Genomic DNA, 17115 nt, shown 5'->3' with positions numbered 1-17115 from the left:
CGTGGCAGCCCCCGGTACCGATCCCCGTCCGCTCGTCCCCGACGCCCCGCCGTCGGCGGGCGCCGACCCGTCCGTCCCCGGCGACGGGCGGTCGCCGTACCGGCGGCTCTACCGGAGCCCGCAGGGCCGGATGCTCGGCGGTGTCGCGCACGGTCTCGCGGTGCACCTGGGCCTGCCGGTCGCCTGGGTCCGGGTCGCGTTCGTCCTGCTCTTCTTCGCGCAGGGGATCGGCGCGCTGCTGTACGCGGCGTTCTGGTTCGTGGTGCCGATCGGCATCGGCGAGCCCGCGCAGCGCGGCGGCGCGCACTGGGTGTACGTCGACGGGGCCTTCGTGCCGGCCGGGTCCTGGCAGGCCTCCGGCGCGTCCGGCGCGGAGCTGAGCAAGGGCCGGCGCGGCCGGATCGGCCGGCTGCGGGAGCTGCTCCAGCACGCGCTGCAGGGCGAGCCCGCCGCGGAGCCCGGCGCGGTGCCGGGGACGGGGACGGCGCCGGTCCGGCCGGCCGCGAAGCGCCAGGGCGGCCTGGGGCAGCTCGCCGCGCTGGTCATGGTGGTGATCGGCCTGATCGCCCTGCTGAACGCGCTCGGCGTGCAGACCGCCCGGCCGTACACCTGGCCGCTGCTGGCGATCGGCGTCGGCGTCGCGCTGGTCTGGCGGCAGGCCGACGACTCGCGCTGGCAGCGCTGGTTCGGCCTGGAAGAGGGCGAGAAGCGGCGCGGCGCCTACACCAGGGTGGGCGGCGGCGTGCTGCTGGTGGTGGCCGGCACCATCGCCTTCCTCGCGATGCAGGGCAGCGGCTCCACGCTCGGCTCGGTGATCGAGGCCTCGCTCGCGGTGCTGGCCGGCGTGCTGGTGCTGGTCGGCCCCTACGCACTGCGGATGTGGCAGGACCTCGGCGCCGAGCGGACCGCCCGCATCCGCGCCCAGGAGCGCGCCGAGATCGCCGCCCACGTCCACGACTCGGTGCTGCACACGCTGACCCTGATCCAGCGCCGGGCCGAGGACCCGAAGGAGGTGCTGCGGCTCGCCCGTGCCCAGGAGCGCGAGCTGCGGCTCTGGCTGTACCGCCCGGAGGCCGCCGCCGAGGCCGCGCCGGACACCATGGCGGAGAGCCTGCGCGCGGTGGTCGCCGAGGTCGAGGACCGCCACGGGGTGCCGGTCGAGCTGGTGATCGTCGGCGACTGCCCGATGGACGAGCGGATCGCGGCCCAGATGCAGGCCGCGAGGGAGGCGACGGTCAACGCGGCCAAGTACGGTGGCGGGGGACCGGTCCAGGTCTACGCCGAGGTGGAGGGGAAGACGGTGATGGTGTTCGTCCGCGACCACGGCCCCGGCTTCGACCCCGACACGGTGCCGGAGGACCGGATGGGTGTCCGCGAGTCGATCCTCGGCCGGATGAAGCGCAACGGCGGCACCGCACGGGTGCGGCCCGCGCCGGACGGCGGGACCGAGGTCGAGCTGGAGATGGAGAGAACGAATGACTGAGGCAGCGCCGATGGGGGTCCCGGCCGACGGCGGGGGGAGGGTCGCGCGCGTCGTCCTGGTCGACGACCACCGGATGTTCCGCACCGGGGTCCGGGCCGAGATCGGGCGCACCGAGGTGACCGGGATCGACGTGGTCGGCGAGGCCGACGACGTGGAGTCGGCGGTCCGGGTGGTCGCCGAGACGAGGCCGGACGTGGTGCTGCTCGACGTCCACCTGCCCGGCGGCGGCGGGGTCGAGGTGCTGCGCCGCTCGGCCGGGCTGATGGGCGAGCAGTCGGGAGGGGCGGCGCGGAGCGGCTCGGACAAGGGCGGCGGCGGGCGGCGGGAGGGCGTGAAGTTCCTCGCGCTCTCCGTCTCCGACGCGGCCGAGGACGTGATCGGCGTGATCCGCGGCGGTGCCCGCGGCTACGTCACCAAGACCATCACCGGCACCGACCTGGTCGACGCGATCTTCCGGATCTCCGACGGCGACGCGGTGTTCTCGCCCCGGCTGGCCGGCTTCGTGCTGGACGCCTTCGCCGCCACCGACACCCCGCCGGTGGACGAGGACCTCGACCGGCTGACCCAGCGCGAGCGCGAGGTCCTGCGGCTGATCGCGCGCGGCTACGCGTACAAGGAGATCGCCAAGCAGCTCTTCATCTCGGTGAAGACGGTGGAGAGCCACGTCTCGGCGGTGCTGCGCAAGCTCCAGCTCAGCAACCGGCACGAGCTGACCCGCTGGGCCACCGCCCGCCGCCTGGTCTGACGCCCCGCGCACCCGCCCGCCCGGTCCGGATCCCTCCGGTCCGGGCGGGCTTGTCGGTGGGGGGCCATAGACTCGGAGTGCCATGAGTAGCCTCTTTGACGACCTCCCGCTCCCCGGTTTCGAGGCCCCCGCCGCCGGGCCCGCCGCCGGGTCGAAGCAGCCGCACGCCGCCGCGCCCATCGACGAGGAGCCGCCGCCGTACGAGGACGACGTCCCGTACGACGTGTACGAGGAGGCGATCCCGGAGGGGCTGTTCCACACCGACCACGCCGCCCAGACGGAGCGGGACTCCTGGTACCGCAACGGCGCCGCCCGGACGGTGGTGGACCCGGCGCAGCTGCTGGAGGGGATGAACGACCCGCAGCGCGAGGCGGTGCTGCACGCGGGTTCGCCGCTGCTCATCGTGGCCGGCGCCGGCTCCGGCAAGACGCGGGTGCTGACCCACCGGATCGCCCACCTGCTGGGCGCCCGCGGGGTGCAGCCGGGCGAGATCCTGGCGATCACCTTCACCAACAAGGCGGCCGGCGAGATGCGCGAGCGCGTCGAGCAGCTGGTCGGCCCGCGGGCCCGGGCGATGTGGGTCTCCACCTTCCACAGCGCCTGCGTGCGGATCCTGCGCCGCGAGTCCAAGCTGCTCGGCTTCACCTCGTCGTTCTCGATCTACGACTCGGCGGACTCGCAGCGGCTGATGTCGCTCGTCTGCCGGGACCTGGACCTCGACCCCAAGCAGTTCCCGCCGAAGTCCTTCACCGCGAAGATCAGCAACCTGAAGAACGAGCTGATCGACGAGGAGACGTACGCCGACCAGGCCGCCAACCCGATGGAGAAGAAGCTCGCCGAGGCGTACTTCCTCTACCAGCGGCGGCTGCGGGAGGCCAACGCGCTCGACTTCGACGACATCATCATGACGACGGTGAACCTGCTCCAGGCCTTCCCCGACGTCGCGGAGCACTACCGGCGGCGGTTCCGGCACATCCTGGTCGACGAGTACCAGGACACCAACCACGCCCAGTACATGCTGGTGCGCGAGCTCAGCGGGGGCGCCGTCGCCGCCGCGCCGAAGCGCACCGTGGACGGCGAGTTCGTGAACCCGGCGGCCGGGCGGCTGGCCGAGGTGCCGCCCGCCGAGCTGTGCGTCGTCGGTGACGCGGACCAGTCGATCTACGCCTTCCGCGGCGCGACGATCCGCAACATCCTCCAGTTCGAGGAGGACTACCCGAACGCGACCACCATCCTGCTGGAGCAGAACTACCGCTCCACGCAGACCATCCTCACCGCCGCCAACGCCGTCATCGAGCGGAACACCAGCCGCCGCGAGAAGAAGCTCTGGACGGCCGGGGACCACGGCGAGAAGGTGGTCGGCTACGTCGCGGACGACGAGCACGGCGAGGCCCAGTTCATCGCCGACGAGATCGACCGGCTGACCGACGCGGGCGACGCCAAGCCCGGCGACGTCGCCATCTTCTACCGGACCAACGCGCAGTCCCGTGTGTTCGAGGAGGTGTTCATCCGGGTCGGCCTGCCGTACAAGGTGGTCGGCGGGGTGCGCTTCTACGAGCGCAAGGAGGTCCGGGACGTCCTGGCGTACCTGCGGGTGCTCTCCAACCCGGAGGACACCGTGCCGCTGCGCCGGATCCTCAACGTGCCCAAGCGCGGCATCGGCGACCGTGCCGAGGCGATGATCGACGCGCTGGCCGCGCGCGAGCGGATCTCCTTCGCCCAGGCGCTCCGGCGGGTGGACGAGGCGTACGGGATGGCCGCGCGCTCGGCGAACGCGGTGAGGAAGTTCAACGAGCTGATGGCCGGGCTGCGGCAGGTCGTCGAGTCGGGCGCCGGGCCGGCCGCGGTGCTGGAGGCGGTGCTGGAGGAGACGGGATACCTCGCCGAGCTCCAGTCCTCGACCGACCCGCAGGACGAGACCCGGGTGGAGAACCTCCAGGAGCTCGCCTCGGTGGCGCTGGAGTACGAGCAGGACCCGGGCGAGCGGCCCGACGCCGGCGAGGACGGCGCACCGCCGGTCGGCTCGCTCGCCGACTTCCTCGAGCGGGTCGCGCTGGTCGCCGACTCGGACCAGATCCCGGACGAGGACGAGGAGGGGCAGGGCGTCATCACGATGATGACCCTGCACACCGCCAAGGGACTGGAGTTCCCGGTGGTCTTCCTGACCGGCATGGAGGACGGGATCTTCCCGCACATGCGGGCGCTCAACCAGGTCAAGGAGCTGGAGGAGGAGCGGCGCCTCGCGTACGTCGGGCTCACCCGGGCGCGGGAGCGGCTCTACCTGACCCGCTCGGTGCTGCGCAGCGCCTGGGGGCAGCCCTCGTACAACCCGGCCTCGCGGTTCCTGGAGGAGATCCCGGAGACGCTGGTGGAGTGGAAGCGGACGGGGGCGGCCTCGGTGCCGGCCTCGCGCGGGTACTCCTCGGGGTCGTCCTGGGGCGGGAGGTCCGCCGGCTCGGGCGGCTCGGGTGGTTCGGGCGGCTCCTCGCGCGGTGCTTCGCGCGGCGGCGCGGCGGCCTCGCCGAAGGCGGGCTGGGGGCAGTCGGCGCGGCGGTCCGGTACGGCGGTCGAGCGGGAGGTCGTGGCGCTGGCGGTCGGGGACCGGGTCACCCACGACACCTTCGGCCTGGGCACGGTGGTGGCCACCACGGGCGTCGGGGACAAGGCGCAGGCCACCGTCGACTTCGGGACGGAGGGGCGCAAGCAGCTGCTGCTGCGGTACGCGCCGGTGGAGAAGCTCTGACCGCTCAGCGCGGGTCGAGTCCGTTCGAGAGGAACCACGGCAGCGGGTCGACCGGCCCGCTGCCGGGCGGCCGGATCTCGAAGTGCAGGTGCGGACCGGTGCTGTTGCCGCTGCTGCCGACGAAGGCGATGACGTCGCCCTGCTTCACGGTGCCCTTGCGGATCTTGTACGAGCGCAGGTGGCAGTACCAGGCCTCGGTGCCGTCGGCCATCTTCAGGATCGTCATGTAGCCGTACGACGGGTTCCACTGCGTACGGATCGTGCCGTCGGCGACGGCCATGACCTGCGAGCCGCCGTCCACCGGGAAGTCGATGCCGGTGTGGCGGTTGGCCCAGTGGGTGCCGGCCTCGCCGAACAGCTCGCCGAGGCCGTGCTCGGCGACCGGCATGACCACCTTGGGCGCGGCCGGTTCGGCCGTCGGTTCGGCGATCGGTTCGGCGGTCGGCTGGCCGCCGGAGAGCGGCTGGCGGGAGTCGCTGCGGGAGGCCTGGCCGGCACTGTCCGTCGCGAGGGCCTGCTGGGCGGAGGTCCGGGCGGCCGCGTTGTCCGGCGCGTCGGCGGCCGTGGCCTGCTGCGGCACGCGGCCGGCCGCCTCGAGGCGCTGCTGGCCGGCCTCGCCCTGGACGGTCACGGCGGCCGCCGCGGCCACCCCGAGCGCGGCCACCGACGGCAGCGCGACGCGCAGCAGCGCCGTCCTGGTGGCGGCCTTGGCGGCACCGCGCCGCTGGGCACGCGACTGCTCGCGGGCGGCCATGCGCAGCTCCGCTCGGGTCGGGCGGGCGGCTGCGTCGGGAGCCATCGGGGGCTGCCTCCTCGGTGGGCCTTCGGCACGTCGTCGGGCGAGGGGAAAGACGAGGGGAAAACTGCCGAGACTGTAGCCGCAACGCCGACATGCGGACAAAAGTCCGTAAGTCAAGAGGTGAGTTGGTGGGCTGTGGGTGGGAATTGCGGGGTATACCGACTGGTAGCAAGGGGCGGGGCTGTGATTTTCCCCTCCTCTTGAGGGGCGGCACGGCCAGGGGGGCCGGGTGACGCTAACCTCCCCTCAGGTTGGTTATTGCTGGTTAACCGCGCCCGTGCCCGACGAGGTCTGGGGTGGTGGACGACGAAGTCCAGGAGGCAGTGATGGGTGTGTCAGGGCCGATCCGTGTGGTGGTCGCGAAGCCCGGGCTCGACGGTCACGACCGCGGCGCCAAGGTCATCGCGCGCGCTCTGCGCGACGCCGGTATGGAGGTCATCTACACCGGCCTGCACCAGACGCCCGAGCAGATCGTCGACACCGCGATCCAGGAGGACGCGGACGGCATCGGGCTGTCGGTCCTCTCGGGCGCACACATGACGCTCTGCGCGCGGGTGCTGGAGCTGCTGAAGGAGCGCGAGGCGGAGGACATCAAGGTCTTCTGCGGCGGGATCATCCCGGACGAGGACATCGTCGAGCTCAAGGCCATGGGCGTCGCGGACATCTTCACCCCTGGCACGCCGACCCGGGACGTGGTGGCCTGGGTCGAGGCGAACCTGCGGGTCGCCAGCTAGGGATTGTCAGAAAGCCCTGGTACGTCTGCATCTTCTCGGGCCGGTACGGGTCTCCTCCCGTGCCGGCCCGGGTGCGTCGCGGGTCTCCTCCCGTGCCGGCCCGGGTGCGTCGCGGGTCTCCTCCCGTACCGGCGCGGGTGCGTCGCGGGTCAGGAGGCGAGTTCGGCGAGCATGGCCTCGCGGAAGCGCAGGGTGCCGGCGAGGCGGGTGAAGGTCTCGGCCCAGGCGGTGGCGGGGGCGCTGTCGGCCACCAGCGCCTCGACGGCGGCGGCGGTCTCGGGGGCGAGCGCACGCTCGGTCATCCCGAGCACCCCGCTGTGGCTCCACGGGTACGCGCCGGAGGCGGCCGCCCGGGCGAGGGCGGCGACCACGGCGGTGGACAGCGGCGGCGTCCACGGGGTCGCGCAGGCGCCGAGCAGTTGGAAGGCCTCGCCGAGGCCGTGCACCTCGATGAACGCGGCAGTCCAGGCGGCGCGTTCGGCGGGCGGCAGGACGGAGAGCAGCTTGGCGGGGGCGCCGGTGGTCCGCGGCGGGCGGGCCCGCCGGCTCTCCGGGGAGGGGGCCGGGGCCGCGCCGAGGAGCGCCCGCGCCCAGTCGGCGTCCTGCTGGCGGACGGCTGCCCGGGCCCAGGCCTCGCGCAGGTCGTCGGCCCAGCTGCTGTTGGTCTCGTCGATGCTGTCACCGACCCGCAGGGCGAGGAGCCGGTCCGGCGTCAGGCCGGTGGACTCGTGCCAGAGGGCCAGTGGTGCCGCGGCGATCACCTCGCCGAACCACCAGGCCCGCTCGCCGCGCCCGGTGGGCGACTTGAGTGGTATGCCGTCACGCTGCATCGCCGGATCGCATTCGGCGGGCGGGGTGACCAGCAGGTGCGTGCCGCGGTCGGAGAGGCGGACGGCGGCGCGGGCGCGCTCGGCCATGCGGCCGGCCAGGGTGGAGCCGGGGAGCGTCGAGAGCAGCTCGGCCGCGGTGGCGCGGACGTTCTTGCTGCGGTCGCCGAGGGCGGCCTCCAGGAAGGGCTCGTCGGCGGCGGAGAGGCCGTCCTGGAGCGCGTCCAGGAAGAGCAGGCGGTCCTCGGCGCGCTCGGTGGACCAGGTGCTGCGGAGGAGGGCGAGACCGGCGGCCGGGTCGGTGCGGCGCAGCAGCGTCAGGTGGGTGACGCGCTCGGCGAAGAGGCCTTCGTGCCAGAGGCGGTCGTCGCCGGGGCCGGCCGTTTCCGCGGGCTCCACGGCGGTGGTGCGCAGCACGAAGCGCCAGTCGGGGTTGCGGGGGGCGAGCCAGCGGCCGAGCGGGCCGGCCAGGGCGACCGCGTCGGGGCGCAGTTCGCTGCGGGCGCGGGCGGCGTCGAGCAGCGCAGGGACGAGGGCGGCGGGCGGGCGGTAGCCGCGGGCGCGGGCGGTGGTGAGCCACTGGGGGAGCAGCTCGGTGAGGTTGGCGAGGGTGGTGCCGCCGCCGCGGGTGCCGAGGAGCAGGGAGAGGCGGCGGGCGGCGGGGGCGGGGAGTTCGGGGCGGTCGTCCTCGGGAGCGGGGGCGGCGAGGGGCTCGGTGACGGGGGCGGGGAGGGCGCCGGCGCGGCGGCGGACGGTCTCCAGGGCGGCGAGTTCGAGGAGCGCGGTGGCCGGGTCGGTGCGGTCGACGGCCCGGTGGGCGGGGGACTCGCCGGTGGGCTGCGGCAGGGGGCGGCGGTCGGTGCCGAGGAGGGCGGTGGTGTGGAGGGACTCCCAGGGGTCGGACACGTGGGCTCCTGAGGTTGTGGTGTGGGCGGTGCGGGCGTGCGGTGAGGCGCCGGGCTACGGGGTGGTGAGGTTGATCGGGCGGTGGTCCGGGCCCCAGGCGGTGACGGGGGTGAAGCCCTGGTGGCCGTGTTCGCCGAAGACGGTGAGGGCGCGGCCGGTGGAGACGGCGGCGAGACGCCAGAGTGCGGATTCGGGCGTGGCGGCGCGGTGGACCGGGAGGGTGTGCCGGCCGTCGGTGAGGTGCCAGCCGTCGGGCGTGAGGACGGGGACGGCGTCGGTGAGGACGGTGGGCCAGGCGTCGAGCCACGGGTCGTCGGCGACGGCGGTGCCGTAGGCGGCGACGGCTTCGGCGGCGGTGAGGCCGGGCGGTGGGGTGGCGGGGCCGGGTTCGGGAGCGCTGTAGCGGGTGCCCAGCGCTGCGCGCAGCGGGCGGGCGCCGGGGTGGAAGGCGAGCTCGGCTTCGAGGACGTGCCCGGTGGGCAGGGCGAGGTCGGGGGCCTGGCCGGGGCGGCCGAAGGCGAGGAGGAGGGCGGGACGGCCGGTCTTGGCGCCGCGCAGCCAGAGTCGGCGGGTGGTGAGGCGGTCGTCGGCGCCGCCCTCCAGCGGGGAGGTGCGGCTGCCGAGGACGTGCCAGCGGTCGCGGACGGTGGGGCCGGCGAGGAGGTCGGCGGTGTCGGTGGTGTAGCCGATCCGGGCGCGGACGGTGGCGGCGAGCGGGGCGGGCAGTTCACCGACCCGGGTGGCGGCGGTGGCGAGCAGGTGGAGCATGGCGTACTCCTCCAGGAGGTGCTGCTGGGGGGTGGTGTCGAGGGCGCGGACGCGGGCGGCGAGGCCGGGCGCCTGGGCGTCGACCATGCGGGCGGCGACCTCCTCCCAGGGGCCGGCGGTGGACTGGTCGGCCAGGCCGTGGCGGATCCGGTCGGCCAGCCGGAGCCGCAGCTCGGCGGCGCCGGCGGCGACCCGGGCGGAGCGCTTCTCGGCGCGGCGGCGGGCGGCGGCCGGGTCGGCGGGCGGCAGCGGCGCGGCGGCGCGCTGCCCGGCCCGCTCCTGGCGCGCCGTCAGCCACGCGGAGGCCCAGTCGGCCGGCTCGGCGGCCGGGACGGCCTCGGGGGTGCCGCTCCAGAGCAGGAGCAGCCCGAGGGCGTGCTTGCACGGGAACTTCCGGCTCGGGCAGGTGCAGGTGTAGGCGGGGGTGGCCAGCTCGACGACCGTGCGGTACGGCGTCCTGCCGCTGCCCCGGCACTCGCCCCAGAGCGCGCCGCCGTCGGTGCCCGTGGCCGACCAGGCCGCGGGCGAGGAGAGCTTGCCCGCGGCCTTCTGCGAGGCGGCGTCGGGCGCCAGGGACAGGACGTGTTCGGTGCTCCAGCGTTCCTCCATGGCGACGACGGTAGGGGCAGGGACTGACAGTCCCGGTGGTCGAACTGAGGTCCGGTCAGGATTGTCAGTGGCTCGGTGCAGGCTTGTTCTCGCAGGCCGGAACGCCGGCCTGGCTCCCCCCGATCACTTCGCCGCCTGCCACAGGTGTGTCCGGCGGCCGGCCCGAAGGAGCCCCCTATGACCGACGTTCTGCGGCAGCACGCGGAGCACGCCTTCGCGGCGGAGCTGGCCGCCCTGGCCGCGCAGGACGACCGTCCGCGCCCCGAACGATGGAGGTTGTCCCCGTGGGCCGTGGCCACCTACCTGCTGGGCGGCGAGCTGTCCGACGGCACGGTGATCACGCCCAAGTACATCGGGCCGCGCCGGGTCGTCGAGGTCGCCGTGACGACGCTGGCGACGGACCGCGCGCTGCTGTTGCTCGGCGTGCCGGGGACGGCGAAGACGTGGGTGTCGGAGCACCTCGCGGCCGCGATCAGCGGTGATTCCACGCTGCTCGTCCAGGGCACGGCCGGGACGCCGGAGGAGGCCGTCCGCTACGGGTGGAACTACGCCCGGCTGCTCACCGACGGGCCGAGCCGGGAGGCCCTGGTGCCGTCGCCGCTGATGCGGGCGATGGCGGACGGGAAGATCGCCCGGGTCGAGGAGCTGACCCGCATCCCGGCCGACGTGCAGGACAGTCTGATCACCATCCTGTCGGAGAAGACGCTGCCGGTGCCGGAGTTGGGCGGCGAGACGCAGGCGGTGCGGGGGTTCAACCTGATCGCCACCGCCAACGACCGGGACCGGGGCGTGAACGAGCTGTCGAGCGCCCTGCGTCGACGGTTCAACACCGTGGTGCTGCCCCTGCCCGGCTCGCTGGAGGAGGAGGTGGACATCGTCACCCGGCGGGTCGACCAGCTCGGCCGCTCGCTGGAGCTGCCCGAACTGCCCGGCGGCGCCGAGGAGATCCGGCGCGTGGTCACCGTCTTCCGCGAGCTGCGGGCCGGGATCACGCTGGACGGCCGGACGAAGGTGAAGTCGCCGAGCGGCACCCTGTCGACGGCGGAGGCGATATCGGTGGTGACCAACGGGATGGCGCTGGCCGCGCACTTCGGGGACGGCGTGCTGCGGGCCGGCGACGTCGCCGCCGGTGTGGTCGGCGCCGTCGTCCGGGATCCGGCGGCCGACCAGGTGGTGTGGCGCGAGTACGTCGAGGGCGTGCTGCGGGAGCGCGACGGCTGGAAGGACTTCTACCGCGCGGCCCGCGAGAACGCCCGCTGATTGCACCGCAGTTCGAGGTTGGAGGAGGGAGGGCGCGATGAGTGAGCGGATCAGCGCAGAGGTGACGCTGCTGGGCGTACGGCACCACGGCCCCGGTTCGGCCCGCGCGGTGGCGGCCGCGCTGGAGCTGCTGGAGCCGGACGTGGTGCTGATCGAGGGCCCGCCGGAGGCCGATCCGATCATCGGGCTGGCGGCGGAGAAGGAGATGGTGCCCCCGGTCGCCCTGCTCGCCCATGCCGTGGACGACCCGGCCCGGGCCGCGTTCTGGCCGTACGCGGATTTCTCCCCGGAGTGGGTGGCGATCCGTTACGCCGTCGACGCCGGGCTGCCGGTGCACTTCATCGACCTCCCGGCGGCGTACGGATTCGCCGCGGAGACCGACGGGGCCGAGGGGGCAGCCGAGGCCGAGGGCGCCGAGGGCGCCGCGGAGCCGGGGGAGACGGACGGCGGGAGCGAGGCGGCGGAGGAGCGGCCGGGTGACCCGATCGCGCTGCTCGCCGAGGCCGCCGGCCACGACGACCCGGAGCGCTGGTGGGAGGACGTGATCGAGCACCGCTCGCCCGGCGCCGACGCGCTGGCCCCGTTCGCCGCGGTCGCCGAGGCGATGACGGCGCTGCGCGAGGCCGGGCTGGCCGCCGGCAGCACCGCCCGGCGGGACGACCTGCGGGAGGCGTACATGCGCCGGCAGATCCGGGCCGCCAAGCGGGCCGGGTACCGGCGGATCGCGGTGGTCTGCGGTGCCTTCCACGTCCCCGCGCTGGCCGGCATGCCGACCGTCGCCCACGACCGCGCCCTGCTGGCCGGCCTGCCGAAGAAGGTCAGGACCGACATCACCTGGGTGCCCTGGACGCACCGGCGGCTCGCGCAGTCGAGCGGCTACGGCGCCGGGATCGTCTCGCCGGGCTGGTACCGCCACCTGTTCGCGGAGCCGGGCGACCCGCTGCCGAAGTGGCTGACCAGGGCCGCCGAGCTGCTCCGGGCCGAGGACCACCCGGTCTCCTCCGCCCACGTCATCGAGGCCGTCCGGCTGGCCCGCACGCTCGCCGTGATGCGCGGCCGCCCGCTGGCCGGCCTCACCGAGACGCTGGACGCCGTCCGCTCGGTGATGTGCGACGGCTCGGACGTCGCCCTCGCCCTCGTGCAGGACCGGCTGGTGATCGGCGACGCGCTCGGCGAAGTCCCGGAGGGCGCCCCGGCGGTGCCGCTCCAGCGGGACCTCACCCGCCTCCAGCGCTCGCTGCGGCTCAAGCCCGGGGCGGAGCCGCGCGAGCTCGACCTCGACCTGCGCGAGGAGACCGGCGCCGCCCGCTCCCGGCTGCTGCACCGGCTGCGGCTGCTCGGCATCGACTGGGGCGTGCCCAGCCGGTCCGCGGTGAACTCGACCGGCACCTTCCGGGAGAGCTGGCGGCTCTGCTGGCAGCCGGAGTTCGCGGTCCGGATCGCCGAGGCCGCCCAGTGGGGCACCACGGTCGAGGACGCGGCCGGCGCGAAGGCCGTCGGCACGGCCCGGGCGGCGACGGAGCTCGCCGAGCTGACCGGGCTGGTGGAGACGTGCCTGCTCGCCGGGCTCGGCAGCGCCCTGCCCGCGGTGATGCGGGTGCTCGCCGACTGCGCCGCCCTGGACACCGACGTCGCCCACCTCGCCGGCGCCCTGCCCGCCCTGGTCCGCGCCCTGCGCTACGGCGACGTCCGCGGCACCGACGACGGCGCGCTCGGCGAGGTCGCGGCCGGCCTCGCCGACCGGATCTGCATCGGCCTGCCGCCCGCCTGCACCGGGCTGGACGCGGCCGGCGCGGCGGTGATGCGCGGTCACCTCGATGAGGTGCACGGCGCGATCGGCCTGCTGGCGCCGGACGGCGGCCTCGCCGACCGGTGGGCCGCCACCCTGCGGGCGCTCGCCCGCCGCGAGCCGGACGGCGGCCCCGCCACCGGCGTGCCCGGCGTGTTGCGCGGCCGCGCCGTCCGGCTGCTGCTGGACGACGGACGGCTCGACTCCGAGGAGGCCGGCCGCCGGATGGGCCTGGTCCTCTCCGCCGCCGGCGCCCCGGCGGACGCGGCCGGCTGGGTCGAGGGCTTCCTCACCGGCGGCGGCGCCCTGCTGCTGCACGACCCTCGCCTGCTGGGCCTGCTCGACGCCTGGCTGACGGAGGTGCCGGCCGAGGTCTTCACCGACGTGCTGCCGCTGCTGCGCCGCACCTTCTCCGCCCTGGAGGCGGGTGTCCGGACCACCATCGGCAGCCGGGTCGCGGCCGGCCCGTTCGGCACCGGGCCGGCGGCGGACGCGAGCACCGGCCCGGCACTCGACCGGGGCCGCGCCGACGCCGTCCTGCCGGTGGTCGCCACCCTGCTCGGCCTGCCCGGCTGCCAGGCCCACCCCGGCGGCGGCCCGGCGCGCATCCCGAAACAGGCCACCGGCCGCGACACCTGAGCCCGGCGCCCGGCCGCGGCACCCGGCCCGGCCCGACCATGGCGCCCGACCCCGGCGCCCGGCCGCGACACCTGACCCCGACCTCGTGAAGGAGCATCCGATGGCAGTGACCACCACCCCTGCCGCCGAGGAGCGGCTGCGCCGCTGGCGGCTGGTGCTCGGCGGCGAGGCGGACGGCACGGGCTGCGCCCTGCGCGGCAGGGACGCCGCGATGGACGGCGCCCTCGCGGCGCTCTACCGCGGGGCACCGGAGGAGGGCCGCGCCGGGCGGTCCGGCCGCCGCAGCGCCGGCCTGGGCGGCTCGGCGCCGCAGGTGGCGCGCTGGCTGGGCGACATCCGCGAGTACTTCCCGTCCACCGTCGTCCAGCTGATGCAGCAGGACGCCATCACCCGGCTCGGGCTGGAGCGGCTGCTGCTGGAGCCGGAGATGCTGGAGGCCGTCGAGCCCGACGTCCACCTGGTCGGCACCCTGCTCTCGCTCAAGCACGCGCTGCCCGAGACCACCCGGGAGACTGCCCGCGCGGTGGTCGGCAAGGTGGTCGCCGAGCTGGAGCGCCGGCTCGCCGACCGCACCAGGGCCACCCTGGGCGGTGCGCTGGACCGCAGCGCCAGGGTGAACCGCCCCCGTCACCGGGACATCGACTGGGACCGCACCATCCGGGCCAATCTGAAGAACTACCTGCCCGAGCACGGCACCGTCGTCCCCGAGCGGCTGGTCGGTTACGCCCGGGCCCAGCGCGCGGTGAAGAAGGACGTCATCCTCTGCATCGACCAGTCGGGCTCGATGGCCCCGTCCGTCGTGCACTCGGCGGTCTTCGGCGCGGTGCTCGCCTCGATGAAGTCGCTGGACACCCGGCTCGTCGTCTTCGACACCTCGGTGGTCGACCTCACCGAGCAGCTCGCCGACCCGGTGGACGTCCTGTTCGCCACCCAGCTCGGCGGCGGCACCGACATCAACCGCGCGCTCGCCTACTGCCAGTCGAGGATCACCCGCCCGTCCGAGACGATCGTGGTGCTGATCAGCGACCTCTACGAGGGCGGCATCCGGGACGAGATGCTCAAGCGGGTGGCGGCGATGAAGGCGGCCGGCGTCCAGTTCATCGCGCTGCTCGCGCTCTCCGACGAGGGCGCGCCCTCGTACGACCACGCGCACGCGGCGGCGCTGGCCGCGCTCGGAGCCCCGGCGTTCGCCTGCACCCCCGACGTCTTCCCGGACGTCATGGCGGCGGCGATCGAGAAGCGGCCGATCCCGGTACCGGAGCAGGGCGTGTGATCAACCCGGGCTCGGGTTCACCCGAACGAGCGAACCCGCGCCCGCTCACAGCCCCGGATCCGCCCGCCCGCTGAGCAGGGCGCGCGACACACGGTCGCAGGCTCTCTGTGACGGTTCTCACCCAAGACGGGCCGGTCCCGGGCGAAACACGCCCGTCGTCCGGGGATAACCTGCCAGACGGACGTGACGCGCGTGTTGATTGACGTGTGCGCCCGTGGCTGTGTGGGCCGCAAGGCCGTACTTCTGCGTACCCGCACCGCCCCGACGACCCGCAGCGAAGATCCTGCCGTGGCACGCTCGTAGAGACACAATCCGCGACCACGAACAAGGACAAACACGTGGACCTGTTCGAGTACCAGGCGAGGGACCTCTTCGCCAAGCACGGTGTGCCCGTGCTTGACGGTGATGTCATCGAGACCGCCGCAGACGCTGCCGCCATCGCGGAGCGCTTCGGCGGCCGCGCCGTCGTCAAGGCTCAGGTGAAGGTGGGTGGCCGAGGCAAGGCCGGTGGCGTGAAGCTCGCCGCCGACCCGGCGGACGCCGTCGCCAAGGCCGAGGCGATCCTCGGCATGGACATCAAGGGCCACACCGTTCACAAGGTGATGCTGGCCCAGACCGCGGACATCAAGGACGAGTACTACGTCTCGTTCCTGCTGGACCGCACCAACCGCACCTTCCTGGCCATGGCCAGCGTCGAGGGCGGTGTGGAGATCGAGGTCGTCGCCGAGGAGAACCCCGACGCGCTCGCCAAGATCCCGGTCGACGCCAACGAGGGTGTCACCCCGGAGAAGGCCGCCGAGATCGTCGCCGCCGCGAAGTTCCCGGCCGAGATCGCGGACCAGGTCGCCGACGTCCTGCAGAAGCTCTGGGTCGTCTTCATCAAGGAGGACGCCCTCCTGGTCGAGGTCAACCCGCTGATCAAGTCCGGCGACGGCAAGATCATCGCGCTCGACGGCAAGGTCTCCCTGGACGAGAACGCCGAGTTCCGCCAGCCCGAGCACGAGGCGCTCGAGGACAAGGCCGCCGCCAACCCGCTCGAGGCGGCGGCGAAGGCCAAGGGCCTGAACTACGTCAAGCTCGACGGCGAGGTCGGCATCATCGGCAACGGCGCGGGTCTCGTCATGAGCACCCTCGACGTGGTCGCCTACGCGGGCGAGAAGCACGGCGGCGTCAAGCCCGCCAACTTCCTCGACATCGGTGGCGGCGCCTCCGCCGAGGTGATGGCCAACGGCCTGGAGATCATCCTGGGCGACCCCGACGTCAAGTCGGTCTTCGTCAACGTCTTCGGTGGCATCACCGCGTGCGACGCCGTCGCCAACGGCATCGTGCAGGCCCTGGAGCTGCTCTCGTCGAAGGGCGAGGCCGTCACCAAGCCGCTCGTCGTCCGCCTCGACGGCAACAACGCGGAGCTGGGTCGCAAGATCCTCGACGACGCGAACCACCCGCTGGTCCAGCGCGTGGACACCATGGACGGTGCGGCCGACCGCGCCGCCGAGCTGGCCAACGCCAAGTAAGGAAGGGGACTTAACCATGGCTATCTTCCTTACCAAGGACAGCAAGGTCATCGTCCAGGGCATGACCGGCTCCGAGGGCATGAAGCACACCCGCCGCATGCTCGCCTCCGGCACCCAGATCGTCGGCGGTGTGAACCCGCGCAAGGCCGGCACCACGGTCGACGTCGACGGCACCGAGGTGCCCGTCTTCGGCTCCGTCGCCGAGGCCATCGAGAAGACCGGTGCCGACGTCACCGTCATCTTCGTGCCGCCGAAGTTCACCAAGGACGCCGTCGTCGAGGCCATCGACGCCGAGATCGGCCTGGCCGTAGTCATCACCGAGGGCGTCCCGGTGCACGACACCGCCGCCTTCTGGGCGTACGCCGGTTCGAAGGGCAACAAGACCCGGATTATCGGCCCGAACTGCCCCGGCCTGATCAGCCCCGGACAGTCGAACGCCGGCATCATCCCGGCCGACATCACCACCTCCGGCAAGATCGGTCTGGTCTCGAAGTCGGGCACCCTGACCTACCAGCTCATGTACGAGCTGCGCGACATCGGCTTCTCCTCGGCCGTGGGCATCGGCGGTGACCCGGTCATCGGCACCACCCACATCGACGCCCTCAAGGCGTTCCAGGAGGACCCGGAGACCGAGCTCATCGTCATGATCGGTGAGATCGGCGGCGACGCCGAGGAGCGTGCCGCGGCCTACATCGCCGAGCACGTCACCAAGCCGGTCGTCGGCTACGTCGCGGGCTTCACCGCCCCCGAGGGCAAGACCATGGGCCACGCCGGCGCCATCGTCTCCGGCTCCTCGGGCACCGCCCAGGCGAAGAAGGAGGCCCTCGAGGCCGCCGGTGTCAAGGTCGGCAAGACGCCGTCCGAGACCGCCCGCCTGGCGCGCGAGCTCATCGGCTGACGCCAGCCGCTCGTCGAGCGCCCCCGTCCGGATCGTGGGTTCTACTGATCCCCGCAACACCCTGGAGTTCAGGGGTTGCGGGGATCATGGATTTTGAGGCGCTGAAGACGAGGTTCTTCGAGGCGTTG

General features: G+C 74.0%; 12 protein-coding genes. 9 read left to right on the top strand and 3 right to left on the bottom strand.

The window, feature by feature from the left end:
• Window position 1: 1 nt before the first annotated feature.
• The 3 genes from ACZ5WK_RS20745 (at window position 2) to pcrA (ending at window position 4971) form a co-directional block, all read left to right on the top strand.
• A complete protein-coding gene (locus ACZ5WK_RS20745) occupies window positions 2–1483 on the top strand; it encodes a PspC domain-containing protein (RefSeq protein ID WP_465548818.1) in 1482 nt (493 codons plus the stop codon).
• Entirely contained in the window at window positions 1476–2228 is a 753-nt protein-coding gene (locus tag ACZ5WK_RS20740) for a LuxR C-terminal-related transcriptional regulator (protein WP_465548816.1), read from the top strand. Before ACZ5WK_RS20745 ends, ACZ5WK_RS20740 begins: the two co-directional genes overlap by 8 nt.
• A gap of 82 nt (window positions 2229–2310) precedes the next feature.
• On the top strand, window positions 2311–4971 hold the full coding sequence (pcrA, locus tag ACZ5WK_RS20735; RefSeq protein WP_465548814.1) for a DNA helicase PcrA: 2661 nt from the start codon (window positions 2311–2313) through the stop codon (window positions 4969–4971).
• A 4-nt stretch (window positions 4972–4975) separates the two neighbouring features.
• Here the strand turns inward: pcrA and ACZ5WK_RS20730 are convergent, their stop codons facing one another.
• Window positions 4976–5770 carry a M23 family metallopeptidase gene (locus ACZ5WK_RS20730; protein ID WP_465548813.1) on the bottom strand — a complete coding sequence of 265 codons (795 nt, stop codon included), beginning with the start codon at window positions 5768–5770 and terminating at the stop codon, window positions 4976–4978.
• 326 nt (window positions 5771–6096) lie between these two features.
• On the opposite strand from ACZ5WK_RS20730, the gene ACZ5WK_RS20725 reads away from it, so the two are divergent.
• On the top strand, window positions 6097–6504 hold the full coding sequence (locus tag ACZ5WK_RS20725; RefSeq protein ID WP_360191583.1) for a cobalamin B12-binding domain-containing protein: 408 nt from the start codon (window positions 6097–6099) through the stop codon (window positions 6502–6504).
• Between the two features lie 149 nt (window positions 6505–6653).
• Here the strand turns inward: ACZ5WK_RS20725 and ACZ5WK_RS20720 are convergent, their stop codons facing one another.
• Both ACZ5WK_RS20720 and ACZ5WK_RS20715 read right to left on the bottom strand, forming a co-directional pair.
• Window positions 6654–8237, bottom strand: a complete 1584-nt coding sequence (locus ACZ5WK_RS20720) for a DUF5691 domain-containing protein (RefSeq protein ID WP_465548812.1) — start codon at window positions 8235–8237, stop codon at window positions 6654–6656.
• A gap of 54 nt (window positions 8238–8291) precedes the next feature.
• Window positions 8292–9614 (bottom strand): SWIM zinc finger family protein, encoded by a 1323-nt coding sequence (locus ACZ5WK_RS20715; RefSeq protein WP_465548811.1) that lies wholly within the window; start codon window positions 9612–9614, stop codon window positions 8292–8294.
• Window positions 9615–9791: 177 nt separating this feature from the next.
• On the opposite strand from ACZ5WK_RS20715, the gene ACZ5WK_RS20710 reads away from it, so the two are divergent.
• The 5 genes from ACZ5WK_RS20710 (at window position 9792) to sucD (ending at window position 16987) form a co-directional block, all read left to right on the top strand.
• Window positions 9792–10874 carry an ATP-binding protein gene (locus tag ACZ5WK_RS20710; RefSeq protein ID WP_465548810.1) on the top strand — a complete coding sequence of 361 codons (1083 nt, stop codon included), beginning with the start codon at window positions 9792–9794 and terminating at the stop codon, window positions 10872–10874.
• A 37-nt stretch (window positions 10875–10911) separates the two neighbouring features.
• Entirely contained in the window at window positions 10912–13302 is a 2391-nt protein-coding gene (locus ACZ5WK_RS20705) for a DUF5682 family protein (RefSeq protein WP_465548809.1), read from the top strand.
• A gap of 100 nt (window positions 13303–13402) precedes the next feature.
• Window positions 13403–14575, top strand: coding sequence for a VWA domain-containing protein (locus ACZ5WK_RS20700; RefSeq protein WP_465548808.1), 1173 nt, complete (start codon window positions 13403–13405; stop codon window positions 14573–14575).
• 338 nt (window positions 14576–14913) lie between these two features.
• Window positions 14914–16089 carry an ADP-forming succinate--CoA ligase subunit beta gene (sucC, locus tag ACZ5WK_RS20695; RefSeq protein ID WP_452155228.1) on the top strand — a complete coding sequence of 392 codons (1176 nt, stop codon included), beginning with the start codon at window positions 14914–14916 and terminating at the stop codon, window positions 16087–16089.
• 16 nt (window positions 16090–16105) lie between these two features.
• Complete coding sequence (gene sucD, locus ACZ5WK_RS20690; protein WP_396321412.1) at window positions 16106–16987, top strand: succinate--CoA ligase subunit alpha; 882 nt, start codon at window positions 16106–16108, stop codon at window positions 16985–16987.
• Window positions 16988–17115 lie beyond the last annotated feature (128 nt).

Source organism: Kitasatospora sp. NPDC032757 (assembly GCF_055579305.1).
Note: the sequence above shows the minus strand (reverse complement) of the source record. Positions and strands in the feature narration are given on the sequence as shown.